The organism is Cellulosimicrobium marinum, from assembly GCF_020551945.1.
GTDB lineage: Bacteria > Actinomycetota > Actinomycetes > Actinomycetales > Cellulomonadaceae > Cellulosimicrobium > Cellulosimicrobium marinum.
In genome coordinates this window covers 236,409-256,376 of the sequence record NZ_JAJBZH010000004.1, presented here as the reverse complement: position 1 = coordinate 256,376, position 19,968 = coordinate 236,409, and the positions used below count along the sequence as shown (strand labels likewise).

The window sequence follows — 19,968 nt, the reverse complement described above, 5'->3', positions numbered from 1 at the left end:
GGCGCACGATAAGAGCGTCGCCCGCGCGCCCCGCAGGAGGGTCCCCGATGTTCCGCAGCCTGTTCCCGATCCTCACCGTGACCGACGTCGAGCGGTCGCTCGGGTTCTACCGCGACCTGCTGCGCGGCACGGTCGAGTACGCCTTCCCGGACGACGGCCCGCCGGTGTACGTCAGCGTGCACGTGGGCGGCTCGCCGCTGGGGATCGGGCTGGACGACGGCTCGACGACCGCGGCGCACCTGCCTGCCACGCGGGGCACCACGACCCTGTGGGTGTACGTGGACGACTGCGACCGCGCCGTCGAGCACCTCGCGGCGGCGGGCGTCGAGGTGGTCGAGCCGCCGGCCGACCAGCCGTGGGGAGAGCGCGTCGCGCGCGTGCGCGACCCCGACGGGAACCTCGTCGTGCTCGGTCAGGAGGCGGCCCCGCCTGCCGAGCCCGAGGGACCGACGGGCCTGTCCTGACCGGTCTCGTGCCCCCACCGGGACTCGAACCCGGAACATGCCGGGTTTAAGCCGGCCGCCTCTGCCAGTTGGGCCATGGGGGCGCGGGCCGAATCTACCGCGCCGCCGGGCCGGGACGCGGCGAGGGGCGAGCCGCGTGCGCGGCTCGCCCCTCGTCGTCGGGCACGGGCGGTCCGACCGCCCCGGGTCAGGAGGCCTGGGAGGCCGGCGTCCTGTCGTCGGCGTCGACCGGTGCGTCGCTCCCGCCGGACTCGGCCGCGGCAGCCGAGCCCTGCGCGGTCTGCTTCACCGGCTCGCCGTCCTTCTTCGGCAGCACGGACGCCTGGCGGAACTCGGCGCGCGGGTCGTGGAGCGAGCCGAGCGACACGAGCTCGCGGCCCATGAGGAACTGGCCGATCCAGCCGACGAAGATGCGCAGCTTGCGGTTGCCCGTCGGCATGGCGAGCACGTGGTAGCTGCGGTGCATGAGCCACGCGGGCACCCCGCGCAGCTTGAACACGCCGAACAGCTCGGCGACGCCCTTGTACAGGCCGAGGGAGGCCACCGTGCCGACGTTCTTGTGCCGGTACTCGACCGGGGCCTCGCTGTGCAGCTCGAGCGCGAGGTTGTCGGCCAGGCGCGTCGCCTCGCGGATCGCGTGCTGCGCGTTCGGCGGGCAGAACTTGCCCGGGTTGAGCACGTCGGGCACCGCGGCGCAGTCGCCCGCGGCCCACGCGTTCGGCACGACGTTCCCGTCGGCGTCCGCCACCTGCAGCGTCGGCAGGACGGTGACGCGGCCCATCTTGTCGACGGGGAGGTCGGACGACTCCTTGAGCACCGGGTTGGCCTTGACGCCCGCGGTCCACACGACGGTGTCCGAGTCGAACTCCACCCCGGTGGACGTCACCACGTGACCGTCCACGCACGAGGAAAGGAACGTGTTGAGGTGGAACTCGATGCCGCGCTTCTTCAGCTCCTCGAGCGCGTAGCCGGCCATGGGCTCGCTGAGCTCCGGCAGGATGCGGCCGGCGCCCTCGATCATCACGAAGCGCAGGTCGCGCTCCTCGATCGTCGCGTAGTTGCGCGTCGCGTAGCGGGCCATGTCCTCGATCTCGGCGATCGCCTCGACGCCGGCGAACCCGCCGCCCACGAACGTGAACGTGAGCATCCGGCGGCGCAGCTCCTCGTCCCACGTGGACGACGCGACGTCCATGCGGTTGAGGACGTGGTTGCGGACCGCGATGGCCTCCTCCACGTTCTTGAAGCCGATCGCCGTCTCCGCCAGCCCCGGGATGGGGAGCGTGCGGGAGACGGAGCCGAGGCCCACGATGAGGTGGTCGTACGTGACCGAGTAGTCGTCGCCCTCCTCCGGGTGGATCGTCACCGACCGGTTGCCGTGGTCGATCCCGACGACCTTGCCCTGCAGCACGTCGACGCCCTTGAGGGCGCGGCGGTGCGGTGCGACGACGTCGCGGCCGTCGATGGACCCGGCCGCCGCCTCGGGGAGGAAGGGCGCGTACGTCATGTACGGGCGGGGGTCGACGACGACGATCGCCGCCTCGCGGCGACCGAGCTTCTTGCGCAGGCGACGCGCGGCGTACAGGCCCACGGAGCCGCCGCCGAGCACGACGACGCGCGGCACCTTGCGGGGCCGCGGCGTGGCCGCGACCGGGGCGGCAGAGGCCTGCTGGGCACGGCTGACCGAGGTCAGGTCATTCTGAGGCATGGTTCAAGAGTATTACTGCTCCCGGTCCTCGCGAGCCGTCCCGTCCGTCAGGCGGGCGTGACGCCGCGCACGCCCGGGCACCGGCCACCTCGCATCCCGCGCGGAACGGACAGGCCGCCGGGGCCGCGCGCCGTGCCCGACGACGTGCGGCCCCGACCGCTCAGCTCCCCGCCTCGACCACGGGCGAAGGGGTCGGCGCAGGCGGGCGGACCGTGCCCGCCGGCGCCTGCTCCCCCGGCGCCCGGGTCGCCGGGTGCTCGTCCGTCCCCGGGTCGGCCGTCGTGGCGTCGTCGGCGGCCGGGTCGTCCGCAGCGGGGCCCTCCGTCGCCGGATCGCCCTCGGCTCCGCCCGGGGTCGCCGGGATCACCGTCGGGGCCTGGAGGAACGGCCACGGCATGGTCGTGGCCGACGACCCGGTCACGGGCACGGGCCGGCCGTCGTCGGTCGCGTGGTCGGCGTCCTCCTCGGCGACGGCGCGCAGCGGGTACACGTTCCACCGCTCGCGCCCGTCGCTCGCGAGCGCGGGCTGGAAGTACCACGCGCCCTCGACCTCCGGGACGCTCCAGGGCTGGTACGCCCCGTCGACGCTCACCGTGCGCACCGGGCGCCCGCGGTCGTCGAAGACCTGCACATCCCGCACGGGGTTCCCCGCGGCGTCGTACACGAAGAGGTTCGACACCTGCATCCCGTCCACCCACACGCCCTCGGAGCCGACGTCGCCCGCCCAGGACCCGTCGTGGGAGACCGGCTGGCCCGAGGCCACCGCGGCGTCGAACCCGTGCTGGTAGCCCTGGTCGTACGGGAGGGCGCCCGACGTCCTGAGCACGGTCGTCAGCACGAGGGGGACGGTGATCACGGCCACGCCCACGGACCCCCACCGCACGACGCGCGGCATCCACGCCTGCGGGAGCCAGCGGCCCCGGCCCCACTGGACGCTGACGACGACCGCCGCGAGCAGGAGCACCCGTGCCGAGAGGTCCGGGGGCAGCTCCGCGAAGGCGTACCCGCCGAACACCCACAGGACGACGGAGGCCGCGACCCAGCCCCGCACGACCCACCAGACGGGGGTGAGGGCCCGCGCGAACTCGCGCACGGCGGCCCACTGCGAGGTCGACCTCAGCGGCTCCAGCCTCGCGGCCCACCGGGCGCGAGACGACCGGGCACGGTCCGCCACGCGGGTGCGCACCCCGCGGCGGGCCTGCGGCACGTCGGCGGACCGCGGGCCGAGACCCGCGGCGACGCGCAGCTCGTGGGCGTACGCGGCGGGCGGCCCGAACAGGGCCGCGAGGTCGAGGTCGGGCACGGCGTCGGCGTCGGCGCGGACGGGCCCGCGCGGGAGCGCCCCGGGCGCGTCCACGACGGCCTCCGCGAGGTCCGCCTCCAACCCGTCCGCGAGCTCGGTGACCTGGTCCGGCCGCAGATCGGCCAGGTGCGCACGGACCTCGTCCGCGTAGGCGCGCACGTGCGCGTAGAAGGCGAGGCCGGCGGGCGGGCCGGCGGGCGTCGTCGTGCTCATCAGGCGGCCACCTCTCCGGTGCGCAGCAGCGCGGAGACGGTGCCCGCGAACGTCTGCCACTCCTTGCGGTGCAGGTCGAGCATCGCCCGGCCCTGCGGGTTGATCCCGTAGTACTTGCGGTGCGGGCCGGCGTCGGACGGCACGACGTACGTGGTCAGCGCGCCGTGCGCGTACAGGCGCCGCAGCGTCCCGTACACCGACGCGTCGCCCACGTCCTCGAGGCCTGCGGCGCGCAGGCGTCGCACGACGTCGTAGCCGTACCCGTCCTCGTCCGCGACGGCCGCGAGGACGGCGGCGTCGAGCACCCCTTTGAGCAGCTGTGTGGTGTCCATCCGACCCCTCCGTCGGGCTGCGCGGCCTGCCCTGCGCAGACCCTCCGCGACGCACACTACCGCGCGATGCGCGGTAGTGTGCGGGGTGATCGCGACGTGTCGCACGCCGAACCCCGGGTTGCTCGTCACGCGGAGCGGACCGTGACGAGCAACCCGGGGTTCGGCAGGGTCACGCGGGACGTCAGGCGATCGACCAGGCGATGCCGTCGAGGATGTCGTGCTCGCTCGTCACGACGTCGGTGAGCTCACCACCCGCGGCCGCGACGTCGTCGCGCACCCGCGTCACGACCTCGGACCACACGAGCGCGCCCGCGCCGATGACGTCGACCCGGCCCGGGTGCATGAAGCCCAGCGCGGCACGCTCGGCGCGCGAGCGGCGCAGCAGGTCGTCGCACGCCGCGAGGACCTCGTCGACCGTGAGCACGGCCCCGTTGATCCGGTCCCGGTCGTACGCCGCGAGCCCGAGCGCGTGGGCGGTCACCGTGGTCACGGACCCCGCGAGGCCGACGAGCGTCGCGGCCCGGCCGAGCGGGACGGTCCGTGCGGCGTCGTCCAGCGCGGCCCGCACGTCGGCACGCGCCGCGGCCACCTCCTGCGCCGTGGGCGGGTCGCTGCGCAGGTGCCGCTCCGTGAGCCGCACGCAGCCGACGTCCATCGAGAACGCCGCGTCCGGCGTCGCCGTGCCGAGCACGAGCTCCGTCGAACCGCCCCCGAGGTCCACCACCACGTACGGGCCCGGGCGCACCGCCGCGACCGTCGAGGTCGCACCACGGAACGACAGCGCGGCCTCCTCCTCCCCCGAGACCACCTCGGGCTCGACACCGAGCGCGTCGAGGACGCCCTGGACGAACTCGTCGCGGTTCTCCGCGTCACGCGTGGCGGACGTCGCGACGAACCGCGTGCGCGTCGCCCCGAGGGACTCGACGACGACCGCGTACCGCCGCGCGGCGTCGAGCGTGCGCTCCAGGGCCTCCGGCGCGAGCCGGCCCGTCCGGTCCACCCCCTGCCCGAGCCGCACGACCTCCATCCGACGGTCGAGGTCGACCAGCGTGCCCGCGACCGGGTCGACGTCCGCGACCAGCAGACGGATGGAGTTGGTGCCGCAGTCGATCGCGGCGACGCGTGTCGCCCCGGCGGGCGTCGGGGGGACGAAGGACGCGGCCGCGGGGCCGGGCTGCGCGGCGGGGGCGGAGGTGGAGCCAGAAGTCATGCGCCCAAGCCTGCCACCCTCTCCGCGGACCGCGCGCACCCCGTACGCTGTCCCTCCCGGGGCGCGAGCAGGTGGGGCGCACGGCAGGATGTGCCCGACCCGCCCGACCCGTGAGGAGACCACCCGCATGTCAGACGCGCGGCGCGAGCGCGCGACGCTCCTCGAGGCCGCGGCGCAGGCCGCCGGCCTCGGCACGTTCCGATGGGACCTGCGGACGGGCGAGCTGAGCTGGGACGCGCCGCTGCTCGAGGTGTTCGGCTACGACGCGACCTCGTTCGGCGGAACGATCGAGGCCTTCAACGCCCGGGTCCACCCCGACGACCTTCCCGCCGTGAACGACTCCCTCGACCACGCCATCGCGACGTGCGGCATCTACGAGGCGGACTTCCGCGTGCAGCGGCCCGACGGCACGACACGCTGGCTCACCGCCCGCGGCCGTGCGCTCCCCGGGCCCGACGGCGCGGCGTCGGAGGTCGTCGGCGTCACCACGGACGTCACGGCGCTGCGCGCGGGGGACGAACGCGTCGAGCGCATCCTGGAGGAGATGACGGTCGGGTACTTCTGGCTCGACCCGCAGTGGCGGTTCGGCTACGTCAACGGCGAGGCCGAGCGCATCCTCGCTTCGCCGCGCGAGCGCCTCGTCGGCGGCAGCATCTGGGACCTCTTCCCCGCGTCGGTCGGCACCGTCTTCGAGGACGCCTACCGCAGCGTCGCGCGCACGGGTCGGCCCGTGGTCTTCGACGCGTACTACCCCGCGCCCCTGGAGGACTGGTACGAGGTCCGGGCGGTGCCGGAGCGCGGCGGGGTCGCCGTCTACTTCACGGTCGTCACGGAGCGTCGCCACGCGCTCGAGCTCGCCGAGCAGGCACGGGCTCGGTCCGACCTGCTGGCCGCCGTCGCGGCCGCGCTCGCGGAGATCCTCGACCCCGTCGCCGCGCTCCGGGCCGTCCTGCCGCACCTCGTCCCGGCGGTCGCCGACTTCGCGATCGCGAGCACGCTCGACGAGGGACCGGCCGACTGGCAGGAGCGACTGCACGACGTGGCCGCGCTGCACGCCGACCCCGAGCGCCAGCCCCTCCTCGACGCCTACGCCGCGATCCGCGTCCCGGCGCTCAGCCGCCGCTCGCTCGTCGCGACGGCGGTCGCCGGTGCGGCGCACGTCCAGTACACGGGACTGCCACGGCCGGGCGACCTCGTCCGCCCCGGACCCGCGCAGGACCTGCTCGTCCGGCTCGAGCCGCACGCCCTGGCCGTCGTCCCGCTCCGGGGGCGCGGCCGCCTCCGCGGCCTCGTCACCCTCGGGCGGGGTGCCGGGCGGGGCGAGTTCTCGACGGCCGAGCTCACGCTCCTGCGCGACGTCATGGCGCAGGTCGGTCTCGCGCTCGACAACGCGCACCTGCACGCCGCTCAGCGAGGGCTCGCCGAGGAGCTGCAACGCAGCCTCCTCACGGCACTGCCCGAACCGGACCACCTGCACCTCGTCGCGCGCTACGCGCCCGCTGCCGCCACCGGCGCCCAGATCGGCGGCGACTGGTACGACGCGTTCCTCGTGGGCGACGGCACGACGTGCCTCGTCATCGGCGACGTCTCGGGGCACGACCTGCACGCGGCCGTGTCGATGGCCCAGGTGCGCAACGTGCTGCGTGGCGGCGCGCACGCCGTCGCGCAGTCGCCCGCCGGGATCCTCGGGGCCCTGGACCGTGCCGTGCACGACCTCGCGATCCGCACGGTGAGCACGTGCATCCTCGCGAAGGTGGAGCAGACCGGCGCGGACGCAGAGCTCGGGCTGCGGCGCCTGCGCTGGTCGAGCGCCGGGCACCCGCCGCCGCTGGTCCTGCACGCGGACGGACGCGTCGAGACGTTGCGTCGTCCGGCGGACCTCCCGCTCGGCCTGCGCGCCGACGCCCCCCGACAGGATCACGAGCACCCGCTGCCCCCGGGTTCGACCGTGCTGCTCTACACGGACGGCCTCGTCGAGCGACGCGGCGAGTCGCTGCTCGTGGGTCTGGAGCGGCTGCGGCGCACCACGGAGGAGCACGCGCACCTGCCCCTCGACGCGCTGTGCGACCGGCTCATCGCCGAGCTCGCCGCGGGCGCGGAGGACGACGTCGCGCTGCTCGCCGTGCGGTTCCACCCGGAGGACCTCCCGCGCCCGGCCGAAGCGGGCCCCGTCGTCCTCCCGGAACGTCTCGCCCAGGGCGTGTGACCGCCTCCCGCGGCGTCAGCAGGAGCAGCGGTCGGGGCGCCACACGTCGCGCACGAGGGCGAGGGCCTCGTCGCCCAGCGGGTTCACCCCCGGGCCCGCGGCCAGCGCGTGACCGACGAGCACGTGCAGGCACTTGACCCGCGTGGGCATGCCGCCCGCGGAGATCCCGTCGATCTCCTCCACGTGACCGAGCGCCGCACGCTGCGCGAGGTAGTGCTCGTGGGCGCGCCGGTACGCGGCCGCCAGCTCCTCGTCCTGCACGAGCCGCTCCGACATCTCCTTCATCACGCCGTTCGCCTCGAGCGTCGACGCCGCCGCGACCGCGCCGGGGCTCGTGAGGTAGAACGTCGTGGGGAACGGCGTGCCGTTCTCCAGCCGCGGAGCCGTCCGCACCACGAGCGGCCGCCCGCACGCGCAGCGCGCCGCGATGCCGACGACGCCGCGCGGGGTCCTGCCGAGCTGTTCCGCCAGCACCTCGAGGTCGTGCGACGTCACCGCGGCGGCGGGGTCGTCGGCGGGGATGGCGAGTCGTGCGTCGGTCACGGGTGGTCCTCGGGAAGGTCGGGGGCGGGCCGGGCGTCCGCGGACGCCTCACCCATTGTCCCCGCTCCCGGCCGCCGCACCGCCCGTCACCGGCTGACGGCCCGCCACCTCCACGGACTCCCACATCGCCTCGTACCAGGGCGTCCCGTCGCCGGGTCCCTCGACCGGGCCGTCGGTGATCTCCTGCCCCGTGCGCGGGTCGATGTCGTCGACCACCGACTCGGGGTCGAGGACCCGCCACGCCCGCTCCCCCGGCATGACGAAGTTCAACCGCTCGCGCGCCTCCCGCTCGACGAACGCGCGGTCCTCCCAGCGCTCCAGCTCGGACTCGAGACCGTCGTGCTCCGCCTGCGCGTCGGCCAGCTCGACCCGCAGCGCCCGCAGCTCGTTCGTCTGGCTCACGTACGCCCGCACCGTCGGCAGCAGGAGCACCACGGCGAGCAGCACGACGACCGACACCACGAGCGTCCGGACCGTCACGACCTCCGGCAGCAGGAACCCGTACCGGCTCCGGCGCCGGTCCTCCGGGCCGGGGCCCTGCGGTCGGCGCGGCGTCGTCCGGCGTGCCGCGGGGCGGCGCGCGGAGGCCGCGCTCGTCGACCCGCTGCTCGTCGACCCGCTCTTCGAGGTCGCGCCCTTCGAGGCCGACGTGCCCTTCGGCGCACTCGTGGGGGTGCTCTTCGAGGCGCTCTTCGAGGTGCTCTTCGAGGCGCCCTGGCTCACCCGCCGCGACCCGGACGACGTCGGGGACGACCCTGCGCGCGACCCTGCGCCCGGGCGTGCGGACGCACCGGGGCGCGGTGGGCGGCGCGAGGACGGCATGCCCCGATTGTGCCGTCGACCCGCTCCCGGGCCGGGCAGCACACACGGGGCGGGACGAACGTCACCCCTCACTCGGGCGCCCCGGACGCGCCGAGGCCCGGCGGACCGTGTCGGTCCGCCGGGCCTCGGCGTGCGGTGCGGGTCGTGCCCGCCGCGTCAGGCTGTCGCCGTCACGCGGTCCAGCGCGGGAACGCGGAGCGGCCGGCGTAACGCGCGGCGTCGTCCAGCGCCTCCTCGATGCGCAGGAGCTGGTTGTACTTGTTGATGCGCTCGCCGCGGGCGGGCGCACCGGTCTTGATCTGGCCCGAGTTCGTCGCGACCGACAGGTCGGCGATCGTCGTGTCCTCGGTCTCGCCCGAACGGTGCGACGTCATGGCGGTGAAGCCGTTGCGCTGCGCGAGCTCGACGGCGTCGAGCGTCTCGGTGAGCGTGCCGATCTGGTTGAGCTTGACGAGGAGCGAGTTCGCCGCCTTGAGCTCGATGCCCTTGGCGAGGCGCTCCGGGTTGGTGACGAACAGGTCGTCGCCGACGATCTGGACCTTGTCGCCCACCTCGGAGACGAGCTGCGACCACGAGTCCCACTCGTCCTCGGACAGCGGGTCCTCGATGGAGACCAGCGGGTAGTCGCGCACGAGCTGCTCGTAGTACGCGATCATCTCGGCCGGCGTCTTCTCGCCGCCCTCGAACTGGTACGCCCCGTCCTTGAAGAACTCGGTGGCGGCGACGTCGAGCGCGAGCGTCACGTCGGTGCCGGGCGTGAAGCCCGCCTTCTCGATCGCGACGAGGATGAGGTCGAGCGCCTCGCGGTTGTTGGCGAGGTTCGGCGCGAAGCCGCCCTCGTCGCCGAGGCCCGTCGCCAGGCCCTTCTCCTTGAGGACCGACTTCAGCGCGTGGTAGACCTCCGCGCCGGAGCGCAGCGCCTCGCGGAACGACGACGCGCCGATCGGGGCGACCATGAACTCCTGGATGTCGACGTTCGAGTCCGCGTGGGACCCGCCGTTGAGGATGTTCATCATCGGCACGGGCAGGACGTGCGCGTTCGGGCCGCCGACGTAGCGGTAGAGGTCGAGGCCGGCGCTCTTCGCGGCGGCCTTCGCGACGGCGAGCGAGACGCCGAGGATCGCGTTCGCGCCGAGCTTGCCCTTGTTGGGCGTGCCGTCGAGGTCGATGAGGGCGGCGTCGATGAGGCGCTGGTCCTCGGCCTCGAAGCCGATGAGCTCGGGGGCGATGTCGTCGATGACGGCGTTGACCGCGCCCTCGACGCCCTTGCCCAGGTAGCGGGACGTGTCGCCGTCGCGGCGCTCGACGGCCTCGAACGCACCGGTCGACGCGCCCGAGGGCACGCCGGCGCGGGCGAAGGTGCCGTCGTCCAGGACGACCTCGACCTCGACGGTCGGGTTCCCGCGGGAGTCGAGGATCTCGCGCGCTCCAACGGCTTCGATGCTGGCCACAGGTGCTCCTTCAGGCAGGGGGCTCGCAGGCGCTCTCCGCAGCCTGCCCCGGGCACGGAAACCCGGGGCACCGCGTGCGCCCGCGACGGTGGTGGGGTTTACGCCACCACCCTAGTGCCCGGATGTGAGCCGCGCCGCACGGTCCGCCCCTCGGTCGCCCCGGGGTGACCTCGGCCCGTGCCCCGGGGGACGGACGTCCCGCCCGGACGTCACGCGCGACGGGCCTCGTCCTCGGCGGCCACGACCCGGGCCTCGACGCGGCGCAGCTCCGCCCGCAGCGCGGCCTCGGCGTCGAGGCCGTCCGCCTCGGCGCGCGCCACGAGGACGAGGAGGTCGCGCCCGAGCCGCTCGGGCGTCGTCGGGCCCGGCTCCCCCGCGGGGTCCGGTCCCGGGACGTCCGGCCCCGTGCCCGACGGCGCGGCGAGCGCCGCGGTCACGACGTCGCCGAGGCCGCCGCGCCGGGTCCGCGACAGCACCTTCTGCGCCCGGGCGAGCGCACCCTGCGTGTGCGAGATGCCGTCGAGGACGGACTCGCGCCGCTTCTCCGCCTTCTTGATCGCGTCCCACTGGCCGTGCAGGTCCGTGGCGTCCGCGCCGGCGAACACGTGCGGGTGGCGGCGCACGAGCTTCGCGACGAGGTCCGCGGCGACGTCGTCGACGGTGAACGGGTCCGGCTCCTCGCTCGCGATGCGCGCGTGGAACAGCACCTGGAGCAGCAGGTCGCCCAGCTCCTCGCGCATCCCCGCGCGGTCGTCGGTCTCGATGGCCTCGGCGAGCTCGTGCGCCTCCTCCAGCAGGTAGTGCACGAGGGAGACGTGCGTCTGCTCGCGGTCCCACGGGCACCCGCCCGGGGAGTACAGGCGGTCCATGACGGCGACGGCGTCGCGCAGCGGGTCCGTGGGGGCGCGGTCGGGTGCCGGGTCGGTCATCGGCCCATCGTAGGCAGCGCCAAGAAGCCGCGACTTCCGCATCACAGGCCGAATTTGAGCACCCGAACGAGGTGTTACGCGACGCCATGAGACATCCGGCGGACGCGTGCTACGGCAGGAACTTTCCTGGGCCGGACCGGTCCTGCTCGTCATCTGGATCGGGCCGATCCTCCGATCCGTGTGGTGGGTCGGGAAGGTCATCGATCGCGCGTCGCCACGTCGGGATGCCGTAACTCAGTAATTACGGTATATGGACTCGTACTGCTGGACCACAGCGGACCACGAGAATCGTTCGACAGATCGCACTCCGCCCGCAGCGAGAATCTCGCGCAGGTCGTCGTCGAGCACAGCGCAACGAAGGGTTGTTGCCAACGCGTCCACGTCGAGCGGGTCGACGAGCAGCGCGTCCGCCCCGTGCTCGACGATCTCGCGACCTCCGCCGTGCACGCTGACGATGATCGCGGTCCCGGCACGCCACCCCTCGAGCAGGACGAGGGGAAACGCGTCGGATCTGCTCGGGATGACAAGGGCAATCGACGCTCGCATGAGGGAGTCGACCTCCGAGCGCCTCAGCGCGCCACAGAAGTGAACTCGATCAACTAGTCCGGAGCCGTTGACGAGTTCCTCGAGCGCGGTTCGCTCGGCTCCTTCGCCAACGACAATGAGCTGTACGTTCACCGGAAGCCGAGCGCGCGCGAACGCGGCCACCAGAAGGTCAAAGCCCTTGGTTTCCTCAAGGCGGCCGACTCCGAGCACGAAGCACTCCGGCGCCCATGGCGGAGCCTTCGCTGAAGTGTCCACTGCATCCGAGCCGTTGGGCACGACGTGTCCTGCACCCGACGCAAGCTCAAAGCGGTTCACGAGGTCGTTTAGGACATAATGCGACGGAGCGGTGACAGCGGAAGCTCGCCCGAGAGCCCCTCGCAGAGACGCCCGAAAAATCTTCGACCCATCGAAGACGTCGCGAAGGTCTCCAAGGGTCTCACCGTGCGAAGTGACCACGAGCCGCCCCGGCACGAACGGCGCCCAAGCCGACGCCCACACTCCGTTCTCGGCAAATCCGTGCACGTGAACGACTTCTGGTCGATCTGCCATGAATGCCCGCAGCCAAGTCTTCGACGCGCGCAACGCCTCCCCAAGGAACGCAGCGACACTACGAAGGCCCCGCTCGGGAAGAGGGCTCGGCAGGTAGCGGACGGGCACGCCGTCCGGTGCCTTCTGCTCCTCCACGCTTCGCGCGGCCACCCAAATCACAACATGATGTCCCGCGTACGCGAGGCCGTGCGCCACCTCGAATACGTGTCTTCCGAGTCCGCTGGTGTCCGGCGCCAGCGACGTGGTGACGAGCACTATCCGCATTTGGGCTCCCTCGGTGGCGTTCTCCAGAATCGTAGGCTCCTCCGACGCGACGCATCCATCGATTCCCCCGGATCTCGGGGTGCGGAGTTGTACGGCCACGGCGCTTGCCGCACAGCGTCCGCACAGCGACGTGCTCAGGTGGGCCCAGGGGACGTCCCTACGTTCCGGGACGACACGCGTCCGTCGTCCCCGCGAAGGGTCTTCCCATGTTCCTCACGTATCTCCGCCGCGAGCTCGGCAACCGGCGCAAGCAGACGGTGGTCGTCGCCGTCGGGCTCGCGCTCGCCGTCGCGCTCGTCGTCGTCGTCAGCTCCGTGTCCGCCGGTGTGCAGGCGGCCCAGGCCACGGTCCTCGAGTCCGTCTACGGCGTCGGGACCGACATCACCGTGTCCCAGCCGGGCGAGCGCGGCGCCGGCGGGCCCGGCCGGTTCGACGTCGGCGCCGAGGACGGCGCCACGGACGACGAGGGCTCGCGCACGTTCTCCCAGGACCGGCTCTCCGTCACGCCCGGCAGCGGGACGCTCGACGCGTCGACGCTCGACACCGTCGCCGGGCTCGACCAGGTCAGCGGCGTCGCGGCGACGCTCGAGCTGAGCAACACCTCGTTCGACGGCGAGATGCCCGACCCGTCGCAGAGGGGTGAGGGCGGTGGCCCCGGCCAGGGCGAGCAGCCGCCGGTCGGCGGGGCCGACGGCGCCGGGGGCAGCGCCTTCGAGATCGACTCGTTCAGCGTGACGGGCGTCGACCCGACGGCCGACGCGGTCGGCCCGCTCACCACGGTCACGCTCGCCGACGGCCGCACGCTCGACGCCGACGACGCCGACGCGGAGGTCGCCGTCGTCGACGCCACGTACGCCGAGAGCACCGGGCTCGCCGTCGGCGACACCGTCAGCGTCGGCGGCACGGACGTGGAGGTCGTCGGCACCGTGACGTCGACGACGGGCGACGGCGTCGCCACCGCGAGCGACGTGTACGTGCCGCTCGCGCTCGCGCAGTCCCTCGCCGACCTCGACGGCCAGGTCAGCGACCTGTACGTGCAGGCGGCGTCCGCGTCCGAGATCGACGCCGTCGCGGACGCGATCGCAGACGCCCTGCCCGAGGCGACGGTGTCCACGCAGTCCGACCTCGCCTCGTCGGTGACGGGGTCGCTGTCCACGGCGTCGAGCCTCGTGTCGAGCCTCGGGACGTGGCTGTCCGCCGTGGTCCTCGCCGCCGCGTTCGGCCTCGCGATCCTCTTCACCGTCTCCGGCGTCAACCGCCGCACGCGCGAGCTCGGCACCCTCAAGGCCATCGGGTGGCCGCGCGGCCGCGTCGTCGGCCAGGTCGCGGGCGAGTCCGTCGTGCAGGGCCTGCTCGGCGGGGTTCTCGGCATCCTGCTCGGCGTGGTCGCGGTCGTCGCGGTCAACCTCTCCGGCATCACCCTGTCCGGCGCGTCCGGCGGCTTCTCCTTCGGCGGTCCCGGCGGGGGCCCGGGCGGCGCCGGCACGTCCGGCGAGACGGCCGGTCAGGCCGCCGGTCAGCTCGCCGGCCAGGGCGGCGGGCCCTTCGGCGGCGGCGACCCGTTCTCCCAGGCCGCGAGCGCCGTCGACGTGGTGCTGTCCGCGCCGGTGCTGCCCTGGGTCGTCGCCGCGGCGGTGGGGCTCGCCGTGCTCGGCGGGCTCCTCGCGGGCGTCGTGGGCGGTGCCCGGGCGGCGCGCCTGCGCCCCGCCGAGGCGCTGCGCTCCGTCGCCTGACCCTCCCCGACCCGAGACACCGGCCCCGACCGGGGCCCTCCCGAGAGGCACTGCCATGTACGAGATCACCGGACTGACCAGGACGTACGCCCAGGGCAAGCGCACGGTGCACGCGCTGCGCGACGTCGACCTGCACATCGACGACGGCGAGCTGGTCGCCGTCCAGGGACCCACGGGCGGGGGGAAGTCCACGCTGCTGCAGATGCTGGGCGGGCTGGACCGCCCGACGTCGGGCCGCATCGCGCTCGACGGGACCGACCTCGCCACGATGGGCGACGCCGCGCTCACCGCCGTGCGGGCGCGGACCGTCGGGTTCGTGTTCCAGGGGTTCAACCTCGTCCCCACGCTCACGGCGCACGAGAACGTCGAGACGGCGCTCGTGCCGCTGAAGGTCTCGGCGGCCGAGCGGCGCACCCGCGCGACCGACGCGCTCGCCGCCGTCGGGCTCGCGGAGCGGGCGGGACACCTCCCGGCCGAGCTGTCGGGCGGCCAGCAGCAGCGCGTCGCGATCGCCCGGGCGCTCGTCAAGGAGCCGCGCGTGCTCCTCGCGGACGAGCCGACGGGCAACCTCGACGAGGCGACGCGCGACGAGATCGTCGACCTGCTCGAGGGGCTGTGGAAGGAGCAGGGGCTGACCGTCGTCATGGTCACGCACGACTCGGTCGTGGCGAAGCGCGCGCAGCGGCGGCTACGCATCGCCGACGGGCGGGTGAAGGATCTCGGGCGCTGACCGCGGGCGCCGACGCCGGGCGGGGTCCCGGTGCACGCGCGGCGCGAGCGGACGGGGCCCGGTGTCGACAGCGGCGCCGGGCCCCGGCATGCTGTGGCCGGAACCGGGACGGAGGGAGCGCCGATGGTCCGGCGGTGGCTGCGCGGGGTGGTCGAGCACCGCCCGCGCACGGTCCTGCTCACGGACGCCGTGCTCGTCGGGCTCCTGGCTCTCGCGTACGGCCTCGCGGTCCTGACCCGGCCGGGGCAGACGGCCGACGACGCGCTGCTCGCCCGCGGGGCCCTGCCCGCGGGGCTCCCCTGGCCGGATCAGCTGCGCGCGAACGCCCTGCTCCCGGCGTTCCTCGTCGCGGCGGCCGCCACGGTGACGTGCCTGGTCGACCGCCGACCGCGGTCGCTGATCGCGCTCCTCGGGCCCGTGATCACCTACGTCCTCGCCGTGGTGCTGCGCGACGACCTGCTGACGCGTCCCGTGCTCGAGACGGGCGGGTCCCCGACGAACACGCTCCCGAGCGCGCACGTCGCGACCGCCGCGGCCCTGTGCGCAGCAGCGGCGACGATGCTCGGCCGACGCCTGGCCCCCTGGTCCGCGACCGTTCTGGCCGTCCTGCCGGTCCTCGCAGCCTGGGCGAACGTCGCGTCCGGGGCGCACCGGCCGAGCGACACGGTCGCGGCGCTCCTGCTCGCCGCCACGGTCGCGCTCGCGCTGGACGTCGTGGCCCGGCCCGCGCGCCCTGCCCCGCAGGGGGATTCACCCGGGGCCGTTCCTGCCCGCCGTCCCGACGGCGTTGCTAGCATCCGACGGGGTCCGGCGAGCGCGCCGGACGGGACACGGGACGAGGACACCGCATGAGGATCAAGACCGAGGGCATCAGCTGGCAGGAGCTCGACGGCGAGCTCGTCATCCTCGACCTGGACCGGTCCGTGTACCTCACGACGAACGCCGCCGGGGCGGAGCTCGCGAAGCAGCTCCTCGAGGACCGCACGCTCGACGACCTCGCGGACCACCTGGTGGACGTCTACGAGATCGACCGCGAGACGGCCGTGCGCGACGCGCAGGCGTTCGTCGACGCCCTCCGGGAGAAGCAGCTCCTCGCCTGACGACCCGCCGTCACGCGTCGGGCGCGGCGGACGCGGCCGCGAAGTACTCCGCACGGGCGCGGGCGTCGGGCACGTCGTGCCCGAGCGGTTCCACCTCGTAGATGCCGGCGTGCCCGCGGCGGGCGTACCGCCGGGCGTCGAGGGCGTCCCGCAGGAGGCCCACCGAGCTCCCGGCGACGGTCCGCCGCGCCCCCGCGTAGAGCGCACCGCCCAGGTGCCGGTCGCCGGGGAGCCCGGGGAACGGGGTCCGCCCGTCGCGCGCCTGCACGACGGCCTCCCACGGCCGCGGGACGGCGCCGCGGAACGCCTCCCGGAGCGTGCCCGGCACGCCGAGGACCGCGGCCGTGCGCGCGAGGACCATCCCGACGCCGAGCGCCGACCTCGCCCGCTCCGCGTCGTGCCGCAGCCGACCGGCGTCGAGCTCGGGGTCCCGGGCCGCGTAGTGGAGGTCGCCCAGCCACATCAGCCGGTTCGCACCCCCGACGAGGGTGTGCAGCGCGAGGTGGTGGAGCTGGTCGGTCGCGTCCAGCACGGGGACGTCGACACCCTGCCCGAGGTCGATCCACCGACGCCGCTCCAGCAGGTCGAGCACCGGCACCGTGAACCGTCGGCGTTGTGCGGGCGGGACGAGGACGTGCCAGTGCAGGTCGACCGCCGTGCCGTGGACGCCCGTGAGCGCGAGCTCCGCGCGGCGGGAGTCGCGCAGCAGCGGCCAGTTGCGGTCCACCATCGCCGCGCCGGTCGCGAGCACCGCCTCCAGCGCGTCCTCGGCACGACGCGGGTCGACCAGGACGTCCAGGTCGAGGTACTCCCGCATGTCGGCCGCCGGCCACACGGCGTGCGTGAGGACCGGCCCCTTGAACGCCGCCCACGCGATGCCCGCCGCGTCCAGCGCACCCCCGATCACCCGCAGGTCCGCCGTCGTGCGCAGGTGCCGCAGCATCTGCGCGGTCCGCGCACCGGCGAGCGCCGGGCGCCAGGCGGACGGCAGGTCGTCCCGGGCGCGCGCGACCCTCGCGACCGCCGGCGTGACCCGGTGCAGCCCCGCCGCCTCGACCACGGTGCGGGGGTCGTCCGGGAGGGCCTCGTACGCCCCGTCCGTCACGCCTCGCACGGCGTCGACGAGCAGCCGCGCCAACGCGTCCGCCTCGACCGGCCGGCCCGTCCCACGCCCCGCCGGGCGGGCACCCGTCGTCCCGACCACCACGTCAGCCGGCCACCCGCGTCGTCCGGACGACGTCCCAGACGGCCTCGACGACGTCGTCACCGAACGGTGGCCCCCACGGGACGTGCGCCACGACGACGGGGACCTGCTCCGCGATCGCGGCCGCGGTCGTGAACTGCCGCGCGACGACCCCCGGGTCCTGCCACCCCATGAGCCGCGGGAAGCTCATCGTGGCGAGCAGCGCCTCCTTCGCCGGGAGGCGCACGAGCTCGAGCCGGCCGTCGTGGTTCGGCGCGGGGATCACCAGGGCGTCGAGGCGGCGCGCGCCGTCACCCGCGTCGTCGGCCCGCAGCGTGAGCACGTCCCGCCCGTCGGCGCTGCGCCGCTCGCGTCCCGCCGACGCCTGCTGCGCGAGCTCGCGCACCCCGGTGCGCAGACGCACCTCGGGCGAGCCGACCGCCACCTCCACCGGGTCGGTCGACACGACGGGCAGGACGTCGTCGGTGACCAGCTCGGCGCCCGCGGCGCACAGGAGCGCGGCCATCGTCGACTTCCCCTGTCCCGAACGGCCCATGAACGCCACCGTCCGCCCGTCGTGGCTGACCGCGCTGGCGTGCAGCACGCTCGTTCCCCGCAGGTAGAGCACGAGCGAGCAGAGCGCCCCCGTGGTCATCACGGACGCCATGCCGGGGTCCACGCCGTCGAGCAGACGCAGCTCGGCGTCGCGCAGGTCCGGGGAGAGGACCACGTCGCACAGGCCGTACACGCGGAACAGGACGGTACCGTCGTCGCGCCGCGCCACCGAGTACCAGTGGTCGTCCTCCTCGCGGTAGTCGAGGAGCAGGTCGCCCTCCGGGACGGCGTCGTTCTCCCGGAGACCCGCGCGCGCCCGGACCCGCAGGTCCGGGACCGTGCCCTCGTGGAGGCGCGCCGGCGGGAGGTGGAGGCCCGTGTCGACGTCGACGACGAGCCCGTACAGGCTGTGCAGGGTCATGGGGTGCGTGCTCCGATCGGGGACCGGTCGAGAGGGAGGAAGCGCTCGCCGTCGTCGGGGTCGAGGCACACGCCGTCGACCTCCAGCCAGGCGTGCGCCGCGATTCCGGTGGGGGCGCGCTTGACCCCGATCCGCACGGCGTGGTCGCGGTCCCGGAGCAGCCACGCCCCGACGAGCGCCCGGCGCAGGCACGTCCCGTTCCACGGGAGTCGGGCGAGGGTGCGCCACGCGACCGACAGCTGCGCGCGTTCCCGGGCGTCGAGCGGCGCCGGGCGGTCCGCGGAGACGGGCGTGCCGCTCGTCCCGTCGAGCACCAGGCGCACGCCCAGGAGCCGCGCGACACGGGGAAGGGTGGACCTGCGCAGGCCCACCTCGACGAGGGGGGCGACGGCGAGGACCCGCACCCCCGTCCACAGCTCGAGGGCCGACGCGTGGCGCACGGCCGCGAGGACGCTCATCGCTCCCCCGCCCGTGCGACGAGGCCGTGCGGCACCGTGGCGTGAGACGAGCCCTCGGCATCGGACCCGGTCCCGCCCCGGGCGGCGTTCCAGGCGACCTGGAGCAGGAAGTCCGAGGCCGGGTGCGGGTCGTCGCGGAGCCACTCCGTGCGCAGGCGCTCGGCGTCCACCCAGTCCGACGAGATCCCGGACCCGTCCCAGGACCGCGCGAACTCCCGCTCGCCCTCGCCCCACCGGGTCCCGTTGAATGACGCCTTCGTGGTGCGCCCGATCACCGCGGCGGGCAGGAGGTCCCCCACGAGGTGGTCGAAGGTGGCCGTGCGGCCCCCGAAGCCCCAGACGCCGCCCTCCCGCGCGAGGGCGCCGACGAACCGAGGGTCGGCGAACGGCGTGAACGGGCGCAGGCCGTACTCGGCGATCCCGGCATCCATGTTCGGGAAGAGGACGCGAGCCGCCGGTTCCCGCACGACCGCCTGCGTGGCACGGTCCCACCGGAAGGGGGTGCGGCGCGATCGGACCTCCGCGTCGACCAGTGCCGCCGCTCCGGCAGCCGTGAGCCACGGCCAGGGCTCGGCCCCGCGGCGGGCTCGTCGGGCGGTGACCGGGACGGCGGCGCGGATCGCGCCGCGCAGGAGCGCACGGTCCGGTCGTCGCGTCCCCAGGGCCCGTACCCAGGCAGCGCGCCCGCCGGAGATCACGTTGTCGCCGCCCTCTCCGTGGACGACGGCGCCGGCGGCGTCGAGGTGCCGGTAGATCGCGCCGTGACCCTGGACCGCCTCGGGCCAGACGACCCCGTGCCGACGGATCGCCGCGGTCGCGACGTCGCCCAGGAGACGCTGCTCGCCGTCCAGCTCGACGACCACACGCTCGGAGACGTCCAGGTGGCCGAGCACGAGGTCCTGCCACTGCTGCTCGTGCGACCGCGAGTGCGCGGGATGGTGTGCCGTCACGGGGACGGGCAGGGGGAGCCCGGTGCGGCGGGCGACGTGGACGGCGACGGCCAGGAGCGCCGACGAGTCCCGCCCACCGGAGAAGAGCACGTAGCAGGGTCGCGTCTGCAGCGCCTCGAGCAGGATCGCCTCGAGCACCGCGCGGGCGCCGCGGCCGTCGGCGGGGACGGAGGGCGCTGCGCGCTCGACGAAGACCGCGGAGAGCATCGTCTCCTGCTCGGTCAGTCGCGCGAAGCTCGCGCTCGACGTCGGTGCCGCCACACGCGTCCTCGATCTCGTCGTTCGGAGTGCCTGCTCGTGT

General features: G+C 74.6%; 19 protein-coding genes and 1 tRNA gene. 6 read left to right on the top strand and 14 right to left on the bottom strand.

Annotated features, from left to right (window positions below):
* Positions 1-47 precede the first annotated feature (47 nt).
* Complete coding sequence (locus tag LGQ04_RS11025; protein ID WP_229243752.1) at positions 48-464, top strand: VOC family protein; 417 nt, start codon at positions 48-50, stop codon at positions 462-464.
* Positions 465-473: 9 nt separating this feature from the next.
* On the opposite strand, the gene LGQ04_RS11020 is transcribed toward LGQ04_RS11025, so the two are convergent.
* The 5 genes from LGQ04_RS11020 to LGQ04_RS11000 form a co-directional block, all read right to left on the bottom strand.
* Positions 474-547, bottom strand: a tRNA-Leu gene (locus tag LGQ04_RS11020).
* Positions 548-651: 104 nt separating this feature from the next.
* Positions 652-2,169, bottom strand: a complete 1,518-nt coding sequence (locus tag LGQ04_RS11015) for an NAD(P)/FAD-dependent oxidoreductase (RefSeq protein WP_229243751.1) — start codon at positions 2,167-2,169, stop codon at positions 652-654.
* A gap of 160 nt (positions 2,170-2,329) precedes the next feature.
* Positions 2,330-3,685 carry a serine/threonine-protein kinase gene (locus tag LGQ04_RS11010; RefSeq protein ID WP_229243750.1) on the bottom strand — a complete coding sequence of 452 codons (1,356 nt, stop codon included), beginning with the start codon at positions 3,683-3,685 and terminating at the stop codon, positions 2,330-2,332.
* Positions 3,685-4,017: a PadR family transcriptional regulator gene (locus LGQ04_RS11005; RefSeq protein ID WP_229243749.1), complete on the bottom strand. Its 333-nt coding sequence runs from the start codon at positions 4,015-4,017 to the stop codon at positions 3,685-3,687. The genes LGQ04_RS11010 and LGQ04_RS11005 overlap by 1 nt, the downstream gene beginning before the upstream one ends.
* A gap of 181 nt (positions 4,018-4,198) precedes the next feature.
* Positions 4,199-5,227: a Ppx/GppA phosphatase family protein gene (locus LGQ04_RS11000; protein ID WP_229243748.1), complete on the bottom strand. Its 1,029-nt coding sequence runs from the start codon at positions 5,225-5,227 to the stop codon at positions 4,199-4,201.
* A 127-nt stretch (positions 5,228-5,354) separates the two neighbouring features.
* Here LGQ04_RS11000 and LGQ04_RS10995 point away from each other — a divergent pair, with 127 nt between their 5' ends.
* Complete coding sequence (locus tag LGQ04_RS10995; protein ID WP_229243747.1) at positions 5,355-7,433, top strand: SpoIIE family protein phosphatase; 2,079 nt, start codon at positions 5,355-5,357, stop codon at positions 7,431-7,433.
* Positions 7,434-7,448: 15 nt separating this feature from the next.
* On the opposite strand, the gene LGQ04_RS10990 is transcribed toward LGQ04_RS10995, so the two are convergent.
* The 5 genes from LGQ04_RS10990 to LGQ04_RS10970 form a co-directional block, all read right to left on the bottom strand.
* A complete protein-coding gene (locus LGQ04_RS10990) occupies positions 7,449-7,976 on the bottom strand; it encodes a DUF501 domain-containing protein (RefSeq protein ID WP_229243746.1) in 528 nt (175 codons plus the stop codon).
* Positions 7,977-8,024: 48 nt separating this feature from the next.
* Entirely contained in the window at positions 8,025-8,699 is a 675-nt protein-coding gene (locus LGQ04_RS10985; RefSeq protein WP_229243745.1) for an FtsB family cell division protein, read from the bottom strand.
* A 269-nt stretch (positions 8,700-8,968) separates the two neighbouring features.
* Positions 8,969-10,249 (bottom strand): phosphopyruvate hydratase, encoded by a 1,281-nt coding sequence (eno, locus tag LGQ04_RS10980; protein WP_229243744.1) that lies wholly within the window; start codon positions 10,247-10,249, stop codon positions 8,969-8,971.
* Between the two features lie 209 nt (positions 10,250-10,458).
* Positions 10,459-11,178 (bottom strand): nucleoside triphosphate pyrophosphohydrolase, encoded by a 720-nt coding sequence (locus tag LGQ04_RS10975; protein ID WP_229243743.1) that lies wholly within the window; start codon positions 11,176-11,178, stop codon positions 10,459-10,461.
* Between the two features lie 234 nt (positions 11,179-11,412).
* On the bottom strand, positions 11,413-12,537 hold the full coding sequence (locus tag LGQ04_RS10970) for a glycosyltransferase family 4 protein (RefSeq protein WP_229243742.1): 1,125 nt from the start codon (positions 12,535-12,537) through the stop codon (positions 11,413-11,415).
* A gap of 206 nt (positions 12,538-12,743) precedes the next feature.
* Here LGQ04_RS10970 and LGQ04_RS10965 point away from each other — a divergent pair, with 206 nt between their 5' ends.
* From LGQ04_RS10965 to LGQ04_RS10950, 4 genes are all read left to right on the top strand, one after another.
* The gene (locus tag LGQ04_RS10965) at positions 12,744-14,270 is read left to right on the top strand and encodes an ABC transporter permease (RefSeq protein ID WP_229243741.1); all 1,527 of its coding nucleotides are present in this window, start codon (positions 12,744-12,746) and stop codon (positions 14,268-14,270) included.
* Between the two features lie 55 nt (positions 14,271-14,325).
* Positions 14,326-15,000, top strand: a complete 675-nt coding sequence (locus LGQ04_RS10960; protein WP_229243740.1) for an ABC transporter ATP-binding protein — start codon at positions 14,326-14,328, stop codon at positions 14,998-15,000.
* A gap of 123 nt (positions 15,001-15,123) precedes the next feature.
* A complete protein-coding gene (locus tag LGQ04_RS10955; protein WP_229243739.1) occupies positions 15,124-15,852 on the top strand; it encodes a phosphatase PAP2 family protein in 729 nt (242 codons plus the stop codon).
* The gene (locus LGQ04_RS10950) at positions 15,849-16,100 is read left to right on the top strand and encodes a PqqD family protein (RefSeq protein WP_229243738.1); all 252 of its coding nucleotides are present in this window, start codon (positions 15,849-15,851) and stop codon (positions 16,098-16,100) included. The genes LGQ04_RS10955 and LGQ04_RS10950 overlap by 4 nt, the downstream gene beginning before the upstream one ends.
* A gap of 10 nt (positions 16,101-16,110) precedes the next feature.
* On the opposite strand, the gene LGQ04_RS10945 is transcribed toward LGQ04_RS10950, so the two are convergent.
* The 4 genes from LGQ04_RS10945 to LGQ04_RS10930 all read right to left on the bottom strand — a co-directional run bounded on the left by LGQ04_RS10945 (position 16,111) and on the right by LGQ04_RS10930 (position 19,928).
* Positions 16,111-17,238 (bottom strand): nucleotidyltransferase family protein, encoded by a 1,128-nt coding sequence (locus LGQ04_RS10945; RefSeq protein WP_229243737.1) that lies wholly within the window; start codon positions 17,236-17,238, stop codon positions 16,111-16,113.
* Between the two features lie 70 nt (positions 17,239-17,308).
* A complete protein-coding gene (locus LGQ04_RS10940; RefSeq protein ID WP_229243736.1) occupies positions 17,309-18,259 on the bottom strand; it encodes a hypothetical protein in 951 nt (316 codons plus the stop codon).
* Complete coding sequence (locus tag LGQ04_RS10935; RefSeq protein ID WP_229243735.1) at positions 18,256-18,717, bottom strand: lasso peptide biosynthesis B2 protein; 462 nt, start codon at positions 18,715-18,717, stop codon at positions 18,256-18,258. Before LGQ04_RS10935 ends, LGQ04_RS10940 begins: the two co-directional genes overlap by 4 nt.
* The gene (locus LGQ04_RS10930; protein WP_229243734.1) at positions 18,714-19,928 is read right to left on the bottom strand and encodes an asparagine synthase-related protein; all 1,215 of its coding nucleotides are present in this window, start codon (positions 19,926-19,928) and stop codon (positions 18,714-18,716) included. Before LGQ04_RS10930 ends, LGQ04_RS10935 begins: the two co-directional genes overlap by 4 nt.
* Between the last annotated feature and the right edge of the window lie 40 nt (positions 19,929-19,968).